Genomic DNA, 19181 nt, shown 5'->3' with positions numbered 1-19181 from the left:
CGGCGCCAGTTCCAGCGTCGGCAGGCCTTCTCGAGCCCGGGTCGAGGCGGGATCCGTCCGTGCGGACCCGGCCGCGGAGCGGCACGGTTCTTCTCGCGGCGGTCCGCGACCGGCCGGTGACGGGCGCGGGCGCACCCGCGGTGAAGCTGTCCCGGGGGTACGCCCGTGCGTGGTGTCAGCCGGCCGGGGCGGGGTTCACCGCCGTCCTCGGGGCTCCCGGCCGGCGGGAGCGGGGGCGGTGCTCGGTGTGGCGCCGCCCTGCTCGGGGCTCAGCGGGCCGGTGCCGCCGTACGCCTTGCGCTGCTGCGGCGTCAGGGTGCGGGAGCCGGCGATGGCCGAGTAGACGCTCACGGACTGCGTGGGGATGCGCTCCATGGTCGTGCGGTCGACCTCGTACAGGCCGAAGCGGGCCGTGTAGCCCGAGAGCCACTCGAAGTTGTCGAGCAGGCTCCAGTGGTAGTAACCGCGCACGTCGGCCCCGGCGGCGCGGGCCGCGGCGATCTGTTCCAGCGTGCGCACGATGTGCTCGGTGCGACGCGCAGGGTTCTCGGTGGCGATGCCGGACTCGCTCACCAGCAGCGGTACGCCGGGGTAGCGCTTTGAGTACTCCTTCAGCACTCCCGTCATGCCCTGCAGGGAGCCTTCGTAGCCCATGGCGGGCACGAAGTACGACGGGTCGCGGTAGGGCAGGCACGGGGCCGTGGTGCACAGGTCGACACCGATCACCGGGTACGTCTGGCCGGTGCCGGTGCCGCCCTTGGCGGAGACGCCGATACGGGCGTAGAGCTGCGGGCCCAGCCAGTCGAGGGTGCCCTTCCAGCCGGGGTGGCGTTCGTCGGGTTCGCCGTCCAGGTCGCTGTCGAACGTGCCGTCCCGCAAGGCGTCGACGAACCCGAAGTCGAGGTACTGGCGGTAGCGGTCGCGGGCCTCGACGTCGCGGCGGTCGTCGCTCAGCTTGCCGTCGCGGATGGGCACGTACTCCTGGGCACCCACCGTCAGACCCACGCTCGAGGCGGCGCCGTCCCGGTCGGCGTCGACCCGGTCGTGCTTCTTCACGGCCCGGTACATCGCCACGTGCGCTTGGAGGTAGCCGCGCTGGGCTGCGGTGAATCTGGGCAGGTCGGCCGGGTTGAGGTGGGCTTTGCCGGGCGGACCGGCGCCGAATGCGTGGGCGAAGGTCATGTACACCATCGGCTCGTTGACCGTCACCCACTCGTCGACGCGGTCGCCGAACCGCCGGGCGAGCAGTGCGGCGAACTCCGCCATCTCGGACACCACGAGCCTGCCGCCCTGCGGGTGGTCGAGCCCGCACAGGTTGGTGTTGCTCGGGCCGTGCGCACAGGCGACGTCGCGCGGGTCGTCGACCCACACCGGGTTGGCGAAGTGATGCAGCGTCACCATGGGGCGGATGCCCTTGGCCGCGAGTGCGTCGAGCTGCTTGCCGTAGTGGTCGAGGGCCGCCTCGTCGATCTTGTCCCGTTCGGGTTCGATCCTGGACCACTCGATGCTGAAGCGGTAGGAGTCGACGTTCAGGTCGTCGACCAGGTCCATGTCCTCGACCGCCCGCGTGTAACCGCCGACGCCGTCGCCCACGAACGGGCTCTTGCCCAGGCCTTCGGGGGCCGGCCTGGTCCACAGGTACCAGTCGTTGTTCGTGTTGCGGTCCTCGATCTGCGTGGCCGAGCTCGACACCCCGAAGCGGAAGCTTCCCTTGCCCGAGGGCTGCGAGAGCGAACCGATGCCCGGGAAGGCGATGCGCCCGCGGCCCGCGGCGCCGTCCTCCGGTGCGGGCGAGCCCTGCGCTCCCATGGGTGTGAGGGCGACAGCCAGCGCGGCAGCCGCCGCCACGGTCATGCCTATCAGTCGTTTCACAGTGTCTTCCTCGTTGCGGAGACGGTTGTCGTCGGGGCGCTGCCGCCGGTTGCGCCCGGACCGCCCGGGCGCATACGACAGCGGCCGTGTCGCCCTCGCGGGCTGACACGGCCGCCTGCGAAGACACACCCTTGTCGGGCCGGCGGCGGGCGCAGCACGCGAGTTGCTGTCCCGTCACTCTCCCCGGGTCCGCTCGAGGTCCGCTGGAGCTCAGACCGTGCGGCGGGCCAGGTACTCCTCCACGGCGTCCGCGGCGAGGGCCGGGCCGTCGGTCTCGCGCATGCGCCGGCCCATGTCCTTGGTGCGCTCGGCGACCGTCTGGTCCGCGGCGATGTCCTCGACGCTCTTGCGCAGCGCCTCGACCGTGAAGTCCTCACGCGGCAGCAGCCGGCCGAAGCCGAGCTCGTCGACCCGCATCCCGTTGGCGCGTTGCTCGCTCATCTGCGGGATGACGATCATCGGCACGCCGTTGTAGAGGGACTCCATGACGCTGTTCATGCCGCCGTGGGTGACGAACAGCGAGGCGCGCTTCAGCACGTCCAGCTGAGGGAAGCTGCGGCGCACATCGAAGTTCCGCGGCAGCGTGCCCAGTTCCGCCGGGTCGAGGGTGTCGCCCACCGACAGCAGCACCTGCCAGTGGCTGTCGCCGAACGCCTCCACGCTGGTGTGGAAGAACTCCGGCCAGCCGGTGGCGGCGGTGCCGAGGGACAGGTAGAGGACCGGGCGGTCCTCGGACTCCGGCTGCCACGTCCCCTGGAACGCCGACCGGTCGCCCAGGCAGGGGCCCGCGAAGACGAAGCGCTCGTCGAAGGTGTCCCCGTCGTAGTGGAAGTCCCTCGGCAGGAAGATGATGCCGAGGCCGGCCGGCTCCATGAGGAACTCCATGGCCGTCTTCCCGGGGAACCCGAGTTCCGGCAGCATCCCCTCCAGTTTGGCGATCATCTCCATGACCTTGGGGTCGGTCATCTCGGCCATGGGGAACTTGGCCTGGATGGAGAAGTGCTCGTTGAACCCGTACGACGGGAAGAGCCGCACCAGGGGGACGTCGTGCTGTGCGGCGTAGAAGCGGGCCCCCCACGCCATGAAGTCGTGGAGGATCACGTCGGGGCGGTTCTCGCCGTAGAAGCCCTCGACCTGGGCGACCAGGGAGGTCGCCTCCTCCAGCGTGCGCAGCCCTTCGCCCGAGATCGCCTCGGGGGTGAACGGGTTGGTGTAGTACTCCCCGAAGACGGAGGTGTAGCGGACCGGTTCGGCACCCACTGCCTCGATGGCCGGGGCGAACCGGTCCGTGGTCGTGCACGAGACCCGGTGGCCGCGCCGCACGAGTTCCGCCACGACCCCCAATGTCGGATTCAGATGCCCAAATGCAGGGAAATTGAAGAATGCAATGTGGGAGGTCATGAAAACACCTTCTTCGGGGTCGCAGAGATTGCGCTCACGGCGATCCGGCACTGTACCAGCGGCGCGGTGCCGGCGCTCCGCGTTCTCGGGCGCGGCGGTTCAGAACGGAACCGTCATCCCCAGGGCTCCCCGCAGACTTCCCAGTTGACCGCCGTGGTAGGCGTCGTGCATCTGCACCAGCGACAGCGCGGACCCGAGCTTGGCGAGACGGGTCTTCCAGTAATCGTCAAGCGGGGCTTGAATCTCGACGGGAGTCTCGCGGTGCAGATCCTCGGGGCTCAGCGTGCCGACGAGTTCACGCAGCCGCCGGTGGATCTGCTTGTACAGGCCGAGCATCTCGGCCAGTGACGGGGCGTTCTCCCAGTCGACCTGATCGCAGTCGCCTGCCCACTTCTCGTAGAATTCCAGAGAAAGGGCTATTCCGCCTTCCTGATAGAGACCCGACACATAGTCCTTGGAACACATCAGGTGGCCGAGGAACCACAGGGCGGGCATGTGTCCGGGCGGCGCCGTCCGGGCGCTTTCCTCGTCGAACCCGTCGATGAGTTGCAGGATCATCTCGTAGGCCAGGTCGAATTCCTGCAGCAGGTGGGCGCCGAGGGCGTCCGTGCCGGGTTCCGCGGGGGCGATCGTCATGTCCTCTTCCTCTTTCTCTGTTCGGCGAGCCTGGCCCGTACCTCGTCGAAGGTGGGCAGGACGGGCGAGTTGCTCACCCATCGCGTGCCCTCCCAGGCGTAGGCCAGGTTCTTCGTCCTGCGTACCGCGTTCATGTGGCCCTCGGACGTCAGGAACGCCTGCAGTGACTCCTCGTCCGTCCACACCGCGAGCGCACGCGAACTCATCCAGCACTTCTCGGAGATGGCGAACGTCGCGGCGAGCAGTCCCTCGCAGCGCCACAGTTCCTCCAGGAGCACCCGGTTGAGGTCGGTGGCCACCTCGATCGCGCCGGGCTTGGGCCAGCCTCCGGACGTGGCCACGACATAGGTGGGCGGAAGGGGCGCCTTCAGGGCGCCCGTGGTGGGGTCGATGGCCGGCCCGGTCCAGGGGACGACGATCTCCAGGTCCGCCTCGTCGCAGGCGGCGAACTCCTCGACCGTGGCCGGCACGGGGCGGGCCGCCGGTTCGACGCCGGTCTCCACGGTCATCTCAGGCCGCCTTCCGGCGCACCGGCAGTTGCACGAACTCGGAGATGAGCAGGCGCAGCACGAGCATCTTCGACTCGCCGTGCAGCTCCAGCGTCGGCAGGACCGGGAGCAGGGCGCGGAACATGGCGCGCAGCTCGGTCTTGGCCAGGGCGGCGCCGATGCAGCGGTGCTCGCCGTTGCCGCCGAAGGCGATGTGACGGTTGGGCTTGCGGGTGATGTCGAAGCGGTAGGGGTCGGGGAAGACCTCGGGGTCGCGGTTGGCGGCCGGGAAGAACATCGCCACCGTCTCGCCCTTGCGGATGCGCTGTCCGCGGATCTCGGTGTCCTGGCGGGCGGTGCGGGCCATGACCACGGCGACCGACGTCCACCGCAGGATCTCCTCCACGGCCCCGTCGAGCAGGGAGGGGTCGTCGATCAGGAGCTGCAGCTGGCCGGGGTTCTCCAGCAGGGCCTTCAGGCCGCCGGTGATGGCGTTGCGGGTGGTGCCGTTGCCGGCCTGCACGAGGTTGAACAGCTGGTACGACATGTCGTGGAACTGGAGCGGGTTGCCCCCGACGTCGGCGCGGGCGAGCCGGCTGAGCACGTCCGTGCCGTTGGCGCCGCCCTCCTCCATGCGCTTCCTGGCGAGGGCGGACATGTACTGGTCGAGCTCCACCATGGCGCGCATGAAGCGGGCCATGGCCTCCTCGCCCTCCTCCTGCTTGTAGCCCTTGTGGAAGGCCGCCGCGGTGTCCTGGTGGACGCGGAAGAGGTGGTCCCAGTCCTCGTTGGGCACGCCGAGGAGTTCGAAGATGGCGGCGAGCGGCAGCCGGCCGGCGAGGTCGTGGGCGACGTCGGCGGTGCCCTCCTCGTCCAGCTTCTTCAGGAAGTCGGTGACATAGGAGGTGGACAGCTCGAAGAACCGCTCCTCCATCGCCGCGGTCGCCTTCGGCGTGAAGCAGGGGTACATCGCCTGCCGGACCTGCCGGTGCAGCGGCGCGTCCATGAAGCCCAGGCCGGCGGGGTAGTCGGCGACGTGGCCGTAGACCTGGCCGCGGCGCTCCCGCTCCATCTCCCACGGGTCGATCTCGTCCGGGGTCTCGACGGCGGTGCGCTCGCGGCAGGAGAACAGCTCCGGGTTGCGCGCGACCCAGGAGATGTCCTCGTGCCGGGTCAGCGCCCAGAACGGCTCGTAGCCGGGGCGGTGGTACCAGTGGACGGGAGACTCCTGCCGGAGCCGGTCCCACTCCTGCCACGGGTAGCCCTTGTCGTCGTACAGCTGCTCACTGGTGATGTCGATCTCTGCGAGCGATTGCATGGGCCGTTACCTCTTTCGGCTGGGGGTGTTCTGGAGCAGGAACTCGACGATCGACGCCACCGTCCCGTCGCGCCGGTCGGGCGCGTCGAAGCCCGGAGCGAGCGCGGTGGCCCGCGGCGCCTCGGTGGCGAGCCGCTCGGCCAGGGCGCGGGGCCGGCGCACGCCGGTACCCGGGAGGACCAGCAGCGGGGCGGGGAGGGTGCCGATCCACTGGTCCGGCACGGAGAAGTGGGCCCGGCCGTCGGGGAACATCGCGTCCCGGAAGCGCACCAGCAGGGTGATGTACTTCTCGCGCCGGAAGGTGAGCAGTTCCTTGCGGAACTCCTCGTCGTCGTGCAGCCGCGCCGCGAACGGGCCGGCCTCGAGGTTGCGGGCGAAGACACCGTCGCGGGCCGCGGCCTCGAACACCGCGCCGAGGCCCTCGGTCTCCGGGTCGTCGAACCCCGCGGCCCGTACCAGCCTCATCGTCGCGTCGAAGAGCCCGAAGAAGTCGCCCAGCGAGGTGTCCGCGTCCCGGCCGGCCGGTTCCTGCGCCACGATCGACCGCACTCGCTGCGGCGCGTCGTGTGCCAGCCGCCAGGCGTGCACGCAGCCGAACTCGGCGGCCACGATGTGAGCCTGCTCGGCTCCGACGGCGTCGAGCACGGCCAGTTGGTCGCCCGCGGTCTGCTCGTAGGAGAACGGAACGGCCGGGGCGGCACTGCGGCCGGCATGGCGCTGGTCCATCGCGATCACCGTGAAGTGCTGCGACAGTTCACGTACCGGGTCGTAGAAGTTGTCGTTCCAGGTGTCGGTTCCGCTGCTCACATGGCCGGGGGCCAGCAGCAGCACCGGGAAGCCGTTCCCGTGCACCTCGTAGTGGATCCGTGCGCCGTCCGGGCGGATGACTTCAGGCATTCTCTTCTCCCCTGTCCTTTCGGATCGCCGCCAGGAGCTGCGCGGCCATCGCTTCGGAGTTCTCGATCGGTGCTGCGTGACTTCCGTCGATGACGCGGAGCACGAATTCGCCGCGTGTCAGGTGGTGCCAGCCCTGCATGGTTCCGTCGGGAAGGACCGGGTCGTCCTTCGCCGCGACGGCGACCACGGGGACGTCGAGCGGGGGCCGGTCGTCGCCGACGAGGCCGTCCCGGTGGTTGGTCGACAGAACCGCGTCGTGGAGCAGGGCGGTGCGGTACGAGGCGAGCAGCTCGGGGCTCCTCAGCACCTCGTCGGGCAGGATGCCCCGGAAGACGTCCGCCAGGTCCGCCACGGACGCCTGGTCGAGCGAGGCGGCCAGCTCCTCCATGCGGCGCATCGCCGGCGGCACCTCGACGAAGGGCGGCAGCGCGCACGCCGGTACGAAGGTCAGCGGCGGGGCGTCGGGCAGGCCGGACAGGAACCGGGTCAGTTCCCAGGCCATCCAGGAGCCCTGGCTGTGTCCGTAGACGACGGTGGCCACCCGCGGGCGGTCCACCAGTTCCGCGGCCGTCCCGGCGACGACGTCCCGCATGACCGTCGCGGGGGCCTCGTCCGCGCGGCCCTCCCGGCCGGGCATCTGCACGGCCAGCAGTTCCACGTCGTCGGGCAGATGCCGGATGAGCGGAACGTGTCCGGCGGTGGTACCGCCGCCGCCGGCGATGCAGACGATCCGGGCCCTGGGCTCGGCCGCCGGCTTCAGGGTACGCAGCCAGCGGGGTGCGCTGCCGGCGGGCGATCCTGCCGAGCCGCCGTTCAGTTCCCGCAGGAGGTGACCGGCCACGCCCAGGCAGCCCTCGTCGCCGAGGACGATCTGTACGGGCACGGTGACTCCGGTCAGCTGGGCGATCCGGCCACGCAGGCCGAGAGCCGTCAGGGAGTCCATGCCGAGCTGGAACAGCGGCCGGCCGGCGGCGAGGGAACCGCCCGGCAGACCCAGGATGTCCGCCGCCTCGCCCACGACCAGGTCGAGGGCCGCGGGCAGCCGTTCGTGCTCGCTCAGCGCGGACAGCCGGTCCGTCGGGCCGTGGTGCCCGCCGGTGACAGGGACCGGTGTGCGCTCGGCCGCGGGCCCCTGCCGCTGCCCCTGCTTGCGCAGCCACTGCTCGAGCAGCGGGACGATCTGCGCGACGCTGTCCTCCAGGTGTTCGGGTGCGTCCAGCAGTTTCGCGACCTCGGCGGCGCCACCGGAGTTCACCGCCTCCCACAGCGCCTGGCCCGCGCGGGCCTGCGCGGTCCGCGTCCGCGGCGCCTGCCGCCAGTGACGGCGGCGCTGGAAGGCGTACGTCGGCAGCGGCACCGGGGAAGGGGCGCCCTGCGGCGTGCCGAGGAGCCCGAGGGCGCCGAGGACCCGTTCCCAGTCCAGCTCGTGGCCCTGGACGTGCAGTTCGCCCAGGCCGCGCAGCACCTGGCTCATGCCGCCGCGTTCGCGGGCCAGCGATCCGGCGACGATGCCACCGCGCTCGGCGCATCCGTCGGCGAGCGGCAGGGAGAGCAGCGGATGCGGGGAGATCTCCACGAACACGGTGTGGCCGTCGTCCAGCAGCCGGTTCAGCGCCCGGTCGAAGCGGACCGGCTCCCGCAGGTTCCGGCACCAGTAGGCACCGTCCAGCTCGGGGCCGTTCACGACCTCCCCGGTCACCGTCGAGTAGAGGGCGGTGCCGGCCCGGCGCGGGGTCAGGTCAGCGAGCCGCTCGGCCAGCACGGGCAGCACGGGGTCCACCTGCGCGCTGTGGCCGGCGTAGTCCACCTTGATCTTGCGGGCGTACACGTCCCGCGCCCCGAGTTCGGCGACGATCCGGTCGATCGCCTCCGTCTGCCCCGAAACGACGGTGGAGCGAGCGGTGTTGACCGCTCCGACCGACAGCGTCCGGCCGTGGGGGGCGAGGAATTTCTCCACCTCGGTCACCGGGCGCCCGATCAGCGCCATACCGCCCTCGACGGCACACTCGCGCACGGTGCGGGAGCGGACGGCCACGATCTCGGCGCCCTGCTCCAGCGTGAGGGCACCGCTGATCACCGCGGCCGCGATCTCGCCCTGTGAGTGGCCGACGACGGCGGCGGGTTCCACACCGAGCGAGCGCCACACGGCGGTCAGGCCGATGGCCATGGCGAACACCGCCGGCTGGGACACGTCCGTCCGGTCCAGAGGCGGCAGGTCCTCGCCCCGGCCGGCCAGCACCTGCTGTATCGACCAGCCGGTGAACGGCCTGAGCGCGGTGTCGCACGCCGCGACCGCTTCCCGGAAGACGGCGTTGGTGGACAGCAGTTCCCGGCCCATGCCGGCCCACTGGGAGCCGCCGCCGGGGTAGACGAACGCGACCTTCCTGGTGCGCCGCTCGGCGGCCCCGGTGACCACCGCGTCGTGGGTCCGGCCGTCGGCCAGCGCCCGTAGTGCCTGCACCAGACCGGCCCGGTCGGCGGCGCTCACGCTCGCCCGCGCGGCGAAGTGCGTACGGTGACGTGCCGCGGTGACCGCCACCTGTGCCGGCCGTACGTCCGGCCGGCCGGCCAGCCACGACGCCCAGCGGCCCGCCTGTTCCCGCAGCGCCGCCTCGTCGCGGCCCGAGACCACCACGGGCACCGCGGGCGCCTCCTCGCCCGTGGGCTCGCCGCCGTCGGGCGCCACGGGTGCCTCCTCCAGCACCACGTGCGCGTTGGTGCCGCCGAGGCCGAAGGCGCTGACGCCCGCGCGGCGCGGGACGGCTCCCGGTTCCCAGTGCTTCAGTTCCGTGTTGACGTAGAGCAGTTCGGGGTCGAGCCCCATCTCGGGGTTCGGCTTGTCGAAGTGCAGGCTGGGCACGAGTTGCCGGTGGTGCAGCAGGAGGGCAGCCTTGATCAGGCCCGCGACGCCCGCCGCGCTGTCCGTGTGGCCGATGTTCGTCTTCACCGACCCCAGCGCGCACGGCTCGGACCGTTCGGCGGTGGCGAGAACCTGCTGGAGGGCCTGCACCTCGATCGGATCGCCGAGCCTGGTCCCCGTGCCGTGGGCCTCGATGTAGCCGATGGTGTCGGCCGTGACGTCGGCATCGGCGTGGGCGGCGGTGATGACGCGCGCCTGGCCCTCGACGCCGGGGGCGGTGAAACCGACCTTGTCGGAGCCGTCGTTGTTGATGGCGCTGCCGCGGATCACCGCGTAGACGGTGTCACCCGCCGCCCGGGCGTCGGACAGGCGGCGCAGGACGACGACGCCGACGCCGTTGCCCAGCACGGTGCCCGCCCCGTCCGCGTCGAACGCCCGGCACGTGCCGTCGGGCGAGAACACCAGGCCCTCCTGGTGCCAGTAGCCCTGGCGCAGCGGGTAGCTGAGGGAGGCGCCTCCGGCCAGGGCGATGTCCGACTCGCCGCGCAGCAGGCTCTCGCGGGCCAGATGCGTGGCGACCAGACTGGTCGAGCAGGCCGTCTGGACGGTGAGCGCGGGCCCGCGCAGGTTCAGCTTGTGGGCGACCCTGGTCGCCAGGAAGTCGTTCTTCGTGCCGACCATCGTGCGGTAGAACTCGGACAGGTCGGCGGCGTCCTCGGTGTGGAGGTAGCCGCTCTGCCCGGCGCCCGCGAACACGCCGATGGCGCCGTCGAACCGCTCGGGCACCTGCCCCGCGTGCTCCAGCGCCTGCCAGGCGCACTCGAGGAACAGGCGGTGCTGCGGGTCCATGGTGTCGGCCTCTGCGGGCGAGCAGTCGAAGAACTCCGCGTCGAACAGGTCGGCGTCCTCGACGCACCCCTTGGCCGGCACGTACGCCGGGTCCTGCAAGACGTCCTCCGCGACTCCCGCCTCCCGCAGCTCCTGCGGGGTGAACCGCCGGATCGACTCGACGCCGTCCTTGAGGTTGTTCCAGAAGGTGTCGGCGTCCGCAGCGCCGGGCAGGCGGCACGCGAACCCGACGATGGCGACGGCGTCGTCGGCGGCCGGCCGGCGGGCCGCCGTGGTGCGGCGGGTCGGCGGGGCGGGTGCGGCGCCGCGCAGGAAGCCCGCCAGCTGCCGGACGGTCGGGTAGCGGAAGAGCGCCGAGAGGGGGAATTCCCGCCCCAGTCCCCCGCAGATCGTGCGGTGCGCCTCGAGCGCCGTCATGGAGCTGGCGCCGAGGTCGAAGAAGCCCCGGTCGAGGTCCACCCGGGTCAGGTTGAGCACCTGCGCCCAGGCGCGGCAGATCAGGTCCTCCAGCGACTCCTCGCCGCCGGCCGCGGCCACATCGGACGCGGGGGCCGGGGCGGGCGCCGGCGCGGGCAGCGCCGCGATGGCCTGACGGTCCACCTTCCGGTTGGGGGTGTGCGGCAGCTCCTCCATGCGCACCAGCCGGGAGGGCACCATGTACGACGGGACGCGGTCCAGGAAGTACCGCAGCAGGGCGTCGTCGCTCTCGTGCTCGTCCTCGGCGGGCGTCCAGTACAGGCACAGCCGCGGGTCGCTGCCCTCGTCCTTGCGTACCACCGCCGCGCACTCGGCGACCGCCGGGTGCTCGCCGGCCACCGCCTCCACCTCGCCGAGCTCGATGCGGTGGCCGTGCAGCTTGATCTGGGCGTCGCTGCGGCCGCAGTACTCCAGGCTGCCGTCCTCGCGGTAGCGGACGATGTCGCCGGTGGCGTACATGCGCGCCCCGTCCCTGCCGGCGAACGGGTCCGCGACGAACCGCTCCGCGGTCAGCCGCGGACGGTTCAGATAGCCGCGGGTGACGCCGAGACCGCCGATGTGGAGCTCGCCGAGGCTGCCCCGGGGCACCCGGGCCCCGTGCCGGTCGAGGATGTACAGGCCGGTGTTGCGGACGGCGTCGCCGAGGGAGACCTCCCCCGCCTCGGCGTGCCAGGTGGTGGACCAGACGGTCGTCTCCGAGGGGCCGTAGATGTTCGTCAGTCCGCCGCGGACGGTGCGCATCAGCCGGGCGGCGAGCCCCCGGTCCAGCGCCTCCCCGCCGACGATCATCCGGTCCAGGCCGCCCAGCAGGGCACGGCCCGCGGCGTCCGCGAGGAGCAGCCGGGCGAGCGAGGGTGTGCACTGCAGGTGCGTCGGAGCGTAGGAGCGGTAGGCGGGCCACTCGCCGACGCTGCCCTGGGCGATCACCACGCGGTAGCCGCGGGTCAGCGTCCACAGCAGTTCGACGGTGGAGATGTCGAAGGAGGGGCTGGTGACGGCGAGCCAGGTGTCGCCGGTGCCGCCGCCGATGCGCTCGTCGACGGCGTGGCAGAAGTTCACGAACTGGCCGTGCTCGATCAGGACGCCCTTGGGTCGGCCGGTGGAGCCCGAGGTGTAGATGACGTAGGCCAGGTCCCCCAGGGCCGGCGCGGTCGTCTCGGGCAGCGCGTCGCCGGCGGGCACGGCGGTGACGCTCACCTCGTCGGCGAACACCAGCCGGGCGCCCGTGCCGGCCAGGTCGTCGGCGGTCGTGGAGCGGGTGATGACCACGTCCAGGCCGCTGTCCTCGACGACGTAGGCCACCCGGGCCTGCGGATAGCCGGGATCGATGGGCAGGTAGGCGCCGCCGGCCAGCCAGATGGCGAGCGCGGACACCACCAGCTCCGCGGAGCGCGGCAGGTGCACGCCCACCGGGGTCTCCGGGCCGACCCCGGCCGCGCGCAGCCGCTCGGCCAGGGCGGCGGCCCGCCAGGCCGTCTCCCGGTACGTCAGCTCGGCCCCGCCCGAGACCAGCGCCACCGCGTCGGGGGTCCGGCGCGCCTGCTCCCAGATCAGCTCCAGCGCCGTCAGCCGGCCGGGGCCGTGCGGGCTGACCAGGCCACCGCGTGCGACGAGCCAATCGAGTTGGCCGGGGCCGAGCAGCTCCAGACGGCTCAGCGCACGCTCCGGTTCCCGCACGACCGACTCCAGCAGGGTGCGGAAGCAGTCCAGCATGCGCTGCGCCGCGGGTCGGCTCAGCACGTGCGCCTGGTACTCGAACTCACCGCGCAGTTCGTCCCCGCAGGGGATGAGGGTGACGCCGAGTTCGAACTTGGAGGCGCCCCGGACGTTGCCCGCGAGGCTGCCGGTGGCGGGCAGGTTCCACGTCGCGTCTCCGTCGCCCACGGTGGGCATCGCCGCGCCACCGTAGTTGAAGACGGCACGGAACAGCGGGTTCTCCTCGCCCGTCCGCTGCCCGCCGACCCTGCGGACCAGCTCGGTCAGGGGAACGTACTGGTGGTCGAACACGCCTCGGACCCTGGGCGCCATCGAGGCCAGCAGTTCCTCGAAGGTCGGGTCACCCGTCAGGTCGCAGCGCAGGGGCAGGGTGTTGGCGAGGAAGCCGAAGGTTCCCGTCAGGCCCGGCAGCTGGCGGTTGGACCAGACGGTGCCCACCGCGAAGTCCCACTGGTCGGTGAAGCGGGCCAGCAGTGTGGCGAACGTGCTCACCAGCACCGTGTAGGGGGTGACCGAGGTGCGGGCGGCGAGCGCCTCCAGCCCGCTCCTGAGGCCGGCCGGGACGGTGAAGTAGAGGGTGTCGCCACCCTGGTCCTCCTGGGCGACGCTGTCCGGCCCGGGCGGGAACTCCAGCCGCTCCACCCCGTCGAGTTCGGCGGCGAAGTGGGTGAGGGCTTCCTCGAAGCGGCCCTCGGCCAGGCCGCGCCGCTCCCATGCCGCGAAGTCGCCGAGGTGGAACTGCGCGGGGCCCGGCTCGGGTTCCCGCCCGGCCTCAAATTCCCGGCAGGCGTGGAACAGTTCCATCAGGAACAGCGAAAGCGACCATCCGTCGGTGACGGCGTGGTGGACGCTGAAGCACACCACCTGTTCGCCGTCGGCGACGTCCAGCACCCGGCAGCGGAACAGCGACGTGCCGCTCAGGTCGAACGGCTGGAGCTCCTCGTGCCGGATGTGCGCCTCGACGGCGTCGGCACCGCGGTCCCGCAGATCCTCGAACGCGACGTCGACGGGGACGCCGGTGTGCACGACCTGGACGAGTTCGCCGTCGCGCACGTCCAGACCGGTGCGCAGCGCCTCGTGCCGGGCGGTGATCCAGGTGAGCGCACGGGTCAGCACGGTGTGGTCCAGCGGCCTGGCCGTCCGGATCCGCATCGCCACCTTGTACTGGGCGGAGCCGGGGTTCATCTGCTCCAGGAACCACAGGCGCCGCTGGCCCTCGGTGGCCGGGTGCACGTCGCGGGCCGGAACGCTCTCTAGCGGCGGCATCGCCGGGTCGTCGTCCGCCACCGCGAGCAGGTGCGGAAGCAGGTGCCCGGCCAGGGCCCGCGCGGTCGGATAGGTGAAGGCGAGGTTGGCGGGGAAGGTGCTGCCCGACAGTTCGCACAGGCGGTTGCGCAGCTGGAGGCCCATGATCGAGTCGAGCCCGAGTTCCTGGAGCTTCTTGTCGGCGGGCACGGGCTCGGCCGCGCGCAGCACGGTCGCGGCCTCACGGCGGACCAGGTCGACGAGCGCGTCCGCGCGCTCCTCGTCCGGCATCGCGGCCAGCCGGGCGCGCAGTCCGGCGAGCCCTCGCGCGCCGGTGTCCTCGTCCTGCGTCCGGCGCGCCGCGGCGGACCCGGCCGGCGCCGTGGCGGGCAGCGGCACGTCGGCCCAGTAGCGCTTGCGCTGGAACGGGTACGTCGGTGCCTGCGCCGGGTCCGCGGCCGAGCCACCGTCCAGGACCCGGTTCCAGTCCACGGGGTGGCCCTGGACGTGCAGGGCGGCCAGGGAGCGCAGCAGCTGGGAGAGCCCGCCCCGGTCGCGGTGCAGACTGCCGACGACGGCGCCCGCGACGCCGGCGGTGGCCTCGGTCAGGGTCATGCCGAGGACGGGGTGGGGGCTGATCTCGACGAACACGTCGTGGCCGTCCGCCACCAGTTCGCCCAGGGCGAGGTCCATACGGACGGTGTCACGGACGTTGCGGCACCAGTAGGCGGCGTCGAGTCCGTCGCCCTGCATGCGGGTGCCCGTCACCGTGGAGTAGAACGGCACGGCGGCGTCGTGCGGCTTCAGCCCGCTCAGCTGTTCGGCGAGCCAGGGCAGGACCGGGTCCACGTGCGCGCTGTGGCCGGCGGTGTCGGACTGGATGCGCCGGCTGAAGACGTCCGTGCCGGACAGCCCGTCCAGGAAGGACTCGACCGCGTCGACGTCACCGGAGACGACCACGGAGGTGGCGCTGTTGACGACGGCGACGGACAGCGCACCACCGTACGGTGCGATCCGCTCCTCGACCTCGCCCGGCGCCATCTCGACCAGTGCCATCGCGCCGCGGCCGCTGCACTCGCGCAGCTGGCCCTGGGAGCGCAGTGCCGTCAGCCGGGCGCCGTCCTCCAGGGACAGCGCGCCCGCGACCACGGCCGCGGGCACCTCGCCCTGGCTGAAGCCGACCACGGCGGACGGCTCCACCCCGAGGGACCGCCACAGCTCGGCCAGCCCGATCATCATGGTGAACAGGGCGGGCTGGAGGACGTCGATGCGGTCGAACGGCGGCAGATCGGCGTCCGGCGTCTCGCTCAGCAGGTCCGCCACGGACCATCCGGTCCACGGCCTCAGGGCCGCGTCGCACCTGCGCACCGCCTCCCGGAACACCTCCGACTCGGCGATCAGGGCGCGGCCCATGCCTGTCCACTGGCTGCCCTGGCCGGGGAAGACGAACACGGCCTTGGTGCGCTCGCGGGCCGTGCCGACCACGGTGTCGGGGTGCGCCGGCCCGTCGGCGAGCGCCCGCAGCGCCGCCACGGCCTCCTCCCTGTCCGAGGCCGGGACGGCCGCGCGCGCCTGGAGGTGCGTGCGGTGCAGGGCCGCCGTGCGGACCACGTCGGCGAACGGGAGGCCGTCGGCCGCTTCCAGCCACGCCGCCCACTGCTCGGCCTGGGCGGCCAGCGCCCGTTCGTCGTGAGCGGAGAGCACCAGCGGCAACCGGTCGGGCAGCTCGCTCACGGCGGGCGGCGCGCTCACGGCGGCCTCCTCGGGCCGCGGTGCCTCCTCCAGCACCACGTGTGCGTTGGTACCGCTGATGCCGAACGCCGACACACCGGCACGGCGCGGGCGTTCACCCCGCGGCCAGGGGCGCTCCTGCTGCAGGAGCCGGAGCCCGCTGCCCTCCCAGGCGATGTGCGTGCTGGGCTGCTCGGCGTGGATCGTCCGCGGCAGGCGCTCGTGCTGGAGTGCCAGCACCATCTTGATCACGCCGACGACACCGGCGGCCGCCTGGGTGTGCCCGATGTTCGACTTGGACGAGCCGAGGTGGACGGGGGTGTCCGCGGCGCGGCCCGGCCCGAAGACCTCCGCGAGGGCGCCGGCCTCGATCGGATCGCCGAGCGGGGTGCCCGTGCCGTGGGCCTCGACGGCGTCGATGTCGGCGGGGGTCAGCCGGCTCGCGGCCAGTGCCTCCTGGATGACCCGCTGCTGCGCCGGCCCGTTGGGGGCCGTCAGGCCCTGGCTGCGGCCGTCCTGGTTGACGGCGGACCCGCGGATCACGGCGAGCACCCGGTCGCCGTCGCGCCGGGCGTCCGAGAGCCGTTTGAGCAGCAGCACACCGGCGCCCTCGGACCAGCCGCCGCCGTCGGCGCCGGCCGAGAAGCTCTTGCACCGCCCGTCGGGGGACATCGCCCCGAGCCGGCTGGACTCCACGAACATGCCCGGCGAGCTCATCACCGTGACACCGCCGGCCAGCGCGGCGTCGCACTCGCGGTTGCGCAGGGCGGTGGCCGCCAGGTGGAGGGCCAGCAGCGAGGACGAGCACGCCGTGTCCACGGTCACCGCGGGCCCCTGCAGGCCGAGCGCGTAGGAGATCCGGCCGGAGATGACACTGACGGACACGCCCGTGCCCTGGTAGCCGTCGAGCAGTTCCAGGTCGGTGCGGATGGTCTCGTAGTCGGGACGCATCGCACCGATGTAGACACCGGTGCGACTGCCCTTGAACTGGTCCTCGCGCAGTCCCGCCCGCTCCAGCGCCTCCCAGGCCGTCTCCAGCACGAGCCGTTGCTGCGGCTCCATCGCCTGCGCCTCGCGCGGTGCGATGCCGAAGAACTCCGCGTCGAAGCGGTCGATGCCGTCGATGAACCCGCCCTCGCGGGCGTAGCTCTTGCCGGGCGCGGCGGGGTCGGGGTCGTACAGGTCGAAGGCGTCCCAGCGGTCGGGCAGCGGCCCGATCGCGTCCCTGCCCTCGGCCAGCAGGTCCCAGAACGCCTGAGGGGTGGTCACTCCCCCGGGCAGACGGCAGGCCATCGCCACGATGGCCACGGGCTCGTGGCGCTCGTTCTCCAGTTCCGCGTTGCGCTGCTGAAGCTGCAGCACCGCGGCCATGGCGCGCCGCAGTCGCTCCTCGTTGGCCTGAGCGTTCATCTCTGCCTTCCGTCTCGTTCGCAGTGCGTCGCGGTGCCGTGATCAGGGGTGCGGGAGGAGGCTCAGCGCTCGACCGTCACGTTCATGTAGGGCGGGAACTCCGGCAGCCGGCCGCCGTCGTGCTCCAGCACGTTCACGCCGTCGCACTGCCCCACCTCGCGGAACCCGGAGAACTTGTAGGTGACGTACATGGTCCGGTTGCGGTTCGTGGGCACGAACTCCGCGCGCAGGGCGACGCCGGCCTCGTGGGCGCTGCGGATGAGATGGCCGAGCAGCACGGAGCCGACGCCGCGCGCCATGACACGGCACGACATGAGCAGCAGCTTCACCGTCCACACGTCGCTGTCGCGCTCCACGAGGGACAGGCCGATCCTGCCGTAGGTGCCGTACCGGTCCTCCAGGCCCGCGACCAGCAGGTCGTGGCCGGGCGAGCGGCGGAAGGCGTCCAGTTCCTCGTAGGAGTAGGTGTAGCCGGTGGCGTTGAGCTGGTTGGTGCGCACGGTGAGTTCCTCCGCGCGCTGGAGGTCGCGCTCCCGGGCGGGCGCGATGGTCAAGTGCATGCCCAGGGAGGCGAGGAACTCCTCGTCGGTGCCGTGGTGGTCGACCTCCGCCCGCTTGCGCTCGGCGTCGGCCCGGTACAGGTGGCGGCGTTCGCGCGAGTCGGCGGTGACGAACCGCGGCCGCAATCGGGGCAGGCCGGGGAGGCCGGCGGCGTCGGCGGCGTCGACGCACAGCACGTCGGCGTGTGCGAAGCCCACTTCGTCCCGTTCGAAGGGCTGGTCGTCGACGAAGGCCAGGGTGTCGACACCGATGTTGATCGCCTCGGCGACGGCCCTCAGAGACTGCGACTTGCTGCCCCAGTTGATCTGCGGGTACAGGAAGTACTCGGCGATGCCGAACTCCTCGAGCTTCGCCATGGCCGCGTCGTGGTCGTTGCGGCTGGCGACGGAGTGCAGGATCCCGCGCTCGTCGAGGGTACGGATCACCTCGACGACCTCCGGCCGCAGGGTGACGTCGCCGTCCTCCAGCAGCACGCCGTCCCACACGGTGTTGTCCAGGTCCCAGACCACGCACTTGACGGTCTTGACGGAATTGACGGTGGCGGTCATCGCTCACTCCTCGATGCGCGTTCCTGGAACGCGTACTCGGCAAGGCCCACTTGGTGCAGCTGCGTGCTGCCCTCGATGATCTCCATCACGCGGGAGTCGCCGAGCAGTCGCTGGACGGGGTAGTCGGAGCTGCAGCCGTTGGCCCCGTGGAGCTGCACGGCGTCGGCGGCGGCCCGCCCGGCGGCGGCGGCCGCGAAGTACTTCGCGGTGGACGTGGCGGCCGGCGCGCCCGGGTCGCGCGCGTCGCGCAGCCGCCCGGCCTCCAGACACAACAGCCGGGCCGCGCGGGCGTTGGTGTACATGTCGCTGATGAGTCGGCGCACCAGCTGGTGCTCCTTGATGAGGACTCCGAACTGCTCGCGCCGGGACGCGTAGTCCACGCCGGCCTGAAGGGCCGCGTCGAGGATGCCGACGCAGCCCCAGCCGACGGTGTAGCGGCCCAGGTCCAGGGCGGCGCCCACCACGTGAGAGACGCCCAGGCCCTCCCGGGCGAGCAGATGGCCGCCGGGGACCCGGCAGCCGTCGAGGCGGACGTGGGCGGTCATCGAGGCACGGATGCCGATCATGTCCTCGATGAGCTCGGTGGACAGTCCCGGGGTGTCCCGCTCCACCAGCAGGGCCGTGGGACCCTCGGCGGAGCGCCCCACCAGCAGGAAGACATCGGCGCTCTCCCCGTAGGTGATCCACTTCTTGTGGCCGGTCACCACGTAGTGGTCCCCGTCCCGGTCGATGCGGGTGCTGACGCCGGCCGCGTCGCTGCCCGTGCCCGGCTCGGACACGGCGAGCGCCGCGATGCGCTCACCGCTCGCCAGCCGGGGCAGCCAGTTCCGCTTCAGCTCGCGGCTTCCCCAGCGGGCGATGGTGTGCGCCACCATCGAGTGCACGGTGAGCAGGCTGCGCACCGAGGAGCAGGCGCGGCCCAGTTCACCGGCGAGCAGCCCCAGGGTGACCGCATCGCAGCCGCCCCCGCCGTACTCCCGCGGCACATGGATGCCGAGCAGGCCCTCGTCGGCGAGCAGCCGGATCACCTCGGGCGGGGTGCGCTGGGCACGGTGCCAGGTGTCGGCATGGGGTGCGATGTGGCGGTCGGTGAAGGCCTCGAACTCCTTGCGGGCCTGCTCCTGGTGCTCGGTGAGCGCTCCGGTCATCGTCGTCGCCCCGTCCGCTGCCGT

At 72.2% G+C, this 19181-nt stretch carries 9 protein-coding genes; all 9 read right to left on the bottom strand.

Annotated elements, in window-relative coordinates; all coding sequences use genetic code 11:
• Positions 1-195 precede the first annotated feature (195 nt).
• Positions 196-1872 carry a family 1 glycosylhydrolase gene (locus ACZ4M5_RS30300; RefSeq protein WP_467741506.1) on the bottom strand — a complete coding sequence of 559 codons (1677 nt, stop codon included), beginning with the start codon at positions 1870-1872 and terminating at the stop codon, positions 196-198.
• A 210-nt stretch (positions 1873-2082) separates the two neighbouring features.
• The gene (locus ACZ4M5_RS30295) at positions 2083-3273 is read right to left on the bottom strand and encodes a macrolide family glycosyltransferase (protein WP_467741504.1); all 1191 of its coding nucleotides are present in this window, start codon (positions 3271-3273) and stop codon (positions 2083-2085) included.
• Between the two features lie 99 nt (positions 3274-3372).
• Positions 3373-3909, bottom strand: a complete 537-nt coding sequence (locus ACZ4M5_RS30290) for a DinB family protein (RefSeq protein WP_369198671.1) — start codon at positions 3907-3909, stop codon at positions 3373-3375.
• Positions 3906-4418 (bottom strand): hypothetical protein, encoded by a 513-nt coding sequence (locus ACZ4M5_RS30285; protein ID WP_467741501.1) that lies wholly within the window; start codon positions 4416-4418, stop codon positions 3906-3908. The genes ACZ4M5_RS30290 and ACZ4M5_RS30285 overlap by 4 nt, the downstream gene beginning before the upstream one ends.
• 1 nt (position 4419) lies before the next feature.
• Complete coding sequence (locus ACZ4M5_RS30280) at positions 4420-5715, bottom strand: cytochrome P450 (protein ID WP_369198669.1); 1296 nt, start codon at positions 5713-5715, stop codon at positions 4420-4422.
• Between the two features lie 6 nt (positions 5716-5721).
• Positions 5722-6612, bottom strand: coding sequence for an alpha/beta fold hydrolase (locus ACZ4M5_RS30275; RefSeq protein WP_467741499.1), 891 nt, complete (start codon positions 6610-6612; stop codon positions 5722-5724).
• Positions 6605-16900, bottom strand: a complete 10296-nt coding sequence (locus ACZ4M5_RS30270; protein WP_467741497.1) for an amino acid adenylation domain-containing protein — start codon at positions 16898-16900, stop codon at positions 6605-6607. The genes ACZ4M5_RS30275 and ACZ4M5_RS30270 overlap by 8 nt, the downstream gene beginning before the upstream one ends.
• Positions 16901-16962: 62 nt before the next feature.
• Entirely contained in the window at positions 16963-18009 is a 1047-nt protein-coding gene (locus tag ACZ4M5_RS30265) for an HAD-IIIC family phosphatase (RefSeq protein WP_467741494.1), read from the bottom strand.
• Positions 18006-19157, bottom strand: a complete 1152-nt coding sequence (locus ACZ4M5_RS30260; protein WP_467741492.1) for an acyl-CoA dehydrogenase family protein — start codon at positions 19155-19157, stop codon at positions 18006-18008. Before ACZ4M5_RS30260 ends, ACZ4M5_RS30265 begins: the two co-directional genes overlap by 4 nt.
• Between the last annotated feature and the right edge of the window lie 24 nt (positions 19158-19181).

Source organism: Streptomyces sp. NPDC026246 (assembly GCF_055567995.1).
Note: the sequence above shows the minus strand (reverse complement) of the source record. Positions and strands in the feature narration are given on the sequence as shown.

Excerpts from the sequence above, each read along its gene's own strand:
- ACZ4M5_RS30275 (WP_467741499.1), bottom strand. The coding sequence starts at position 6,612 with ATGCCTGAAGTCATCCGCCCGGACGGCGCACGGATCCACTACGAGGTG.
- ACZ4M5_RS30260 (WP_467741492.1), bottom strand. The coding sequence starts at position 19,157 with ATGACCGGAGCGCTCACCGAGCACCAGGAGCAGGCCCGCAAGGAGTTC.
- ACZ4M5_RS30290 (WP_369198671.1), bottom strand. The coding sequence starts at position 3,909 with ATGACGATCGCCCCCGCGGAACCCGGCACGGACGCCCTCGGCGCCCAC.
- ACZ4M5_RS30265 (WP_467741494.1), bottom strand. The coding sequence starts at position 18,009 with ATGACCGCCACCGTCAATTCCGTCAAGACCGTCAAGTGCGTGGTCTGG.
- ACZ4M5_RS30285 (WP_467741501.1), bottom strand. The coding sequence starts at position 4,418 with ATGACCGTGGAGACCGGCGTCGAACCGGCGGCCCGCCCCGTGCCGGCC.
- ACZ4M5_RS30295 (WP_467741504.1), bottom strand. The coding sequence starts at position 3,273 with ATGACCTCCCACATTGCATTCTTCAATTTCCCTGCATTTGGGCATCTG.
- ACZ4M5_RS30270 (WP_467741497.1), bottom strand. The coding sequence starts at position 16,900 with ATGAACGCTCAGGCCAACGAGGAGCGACTGCGGCGCGCCATGGCCGCG.
- ACZ4M5_RS30280 (WP_369198669.1), bottom strand. The coding sequence starts at position 5,715 with ATGCAATCGCTCGCAGAGATCGACATCACCAGTGAGCAGCTGTACGAC.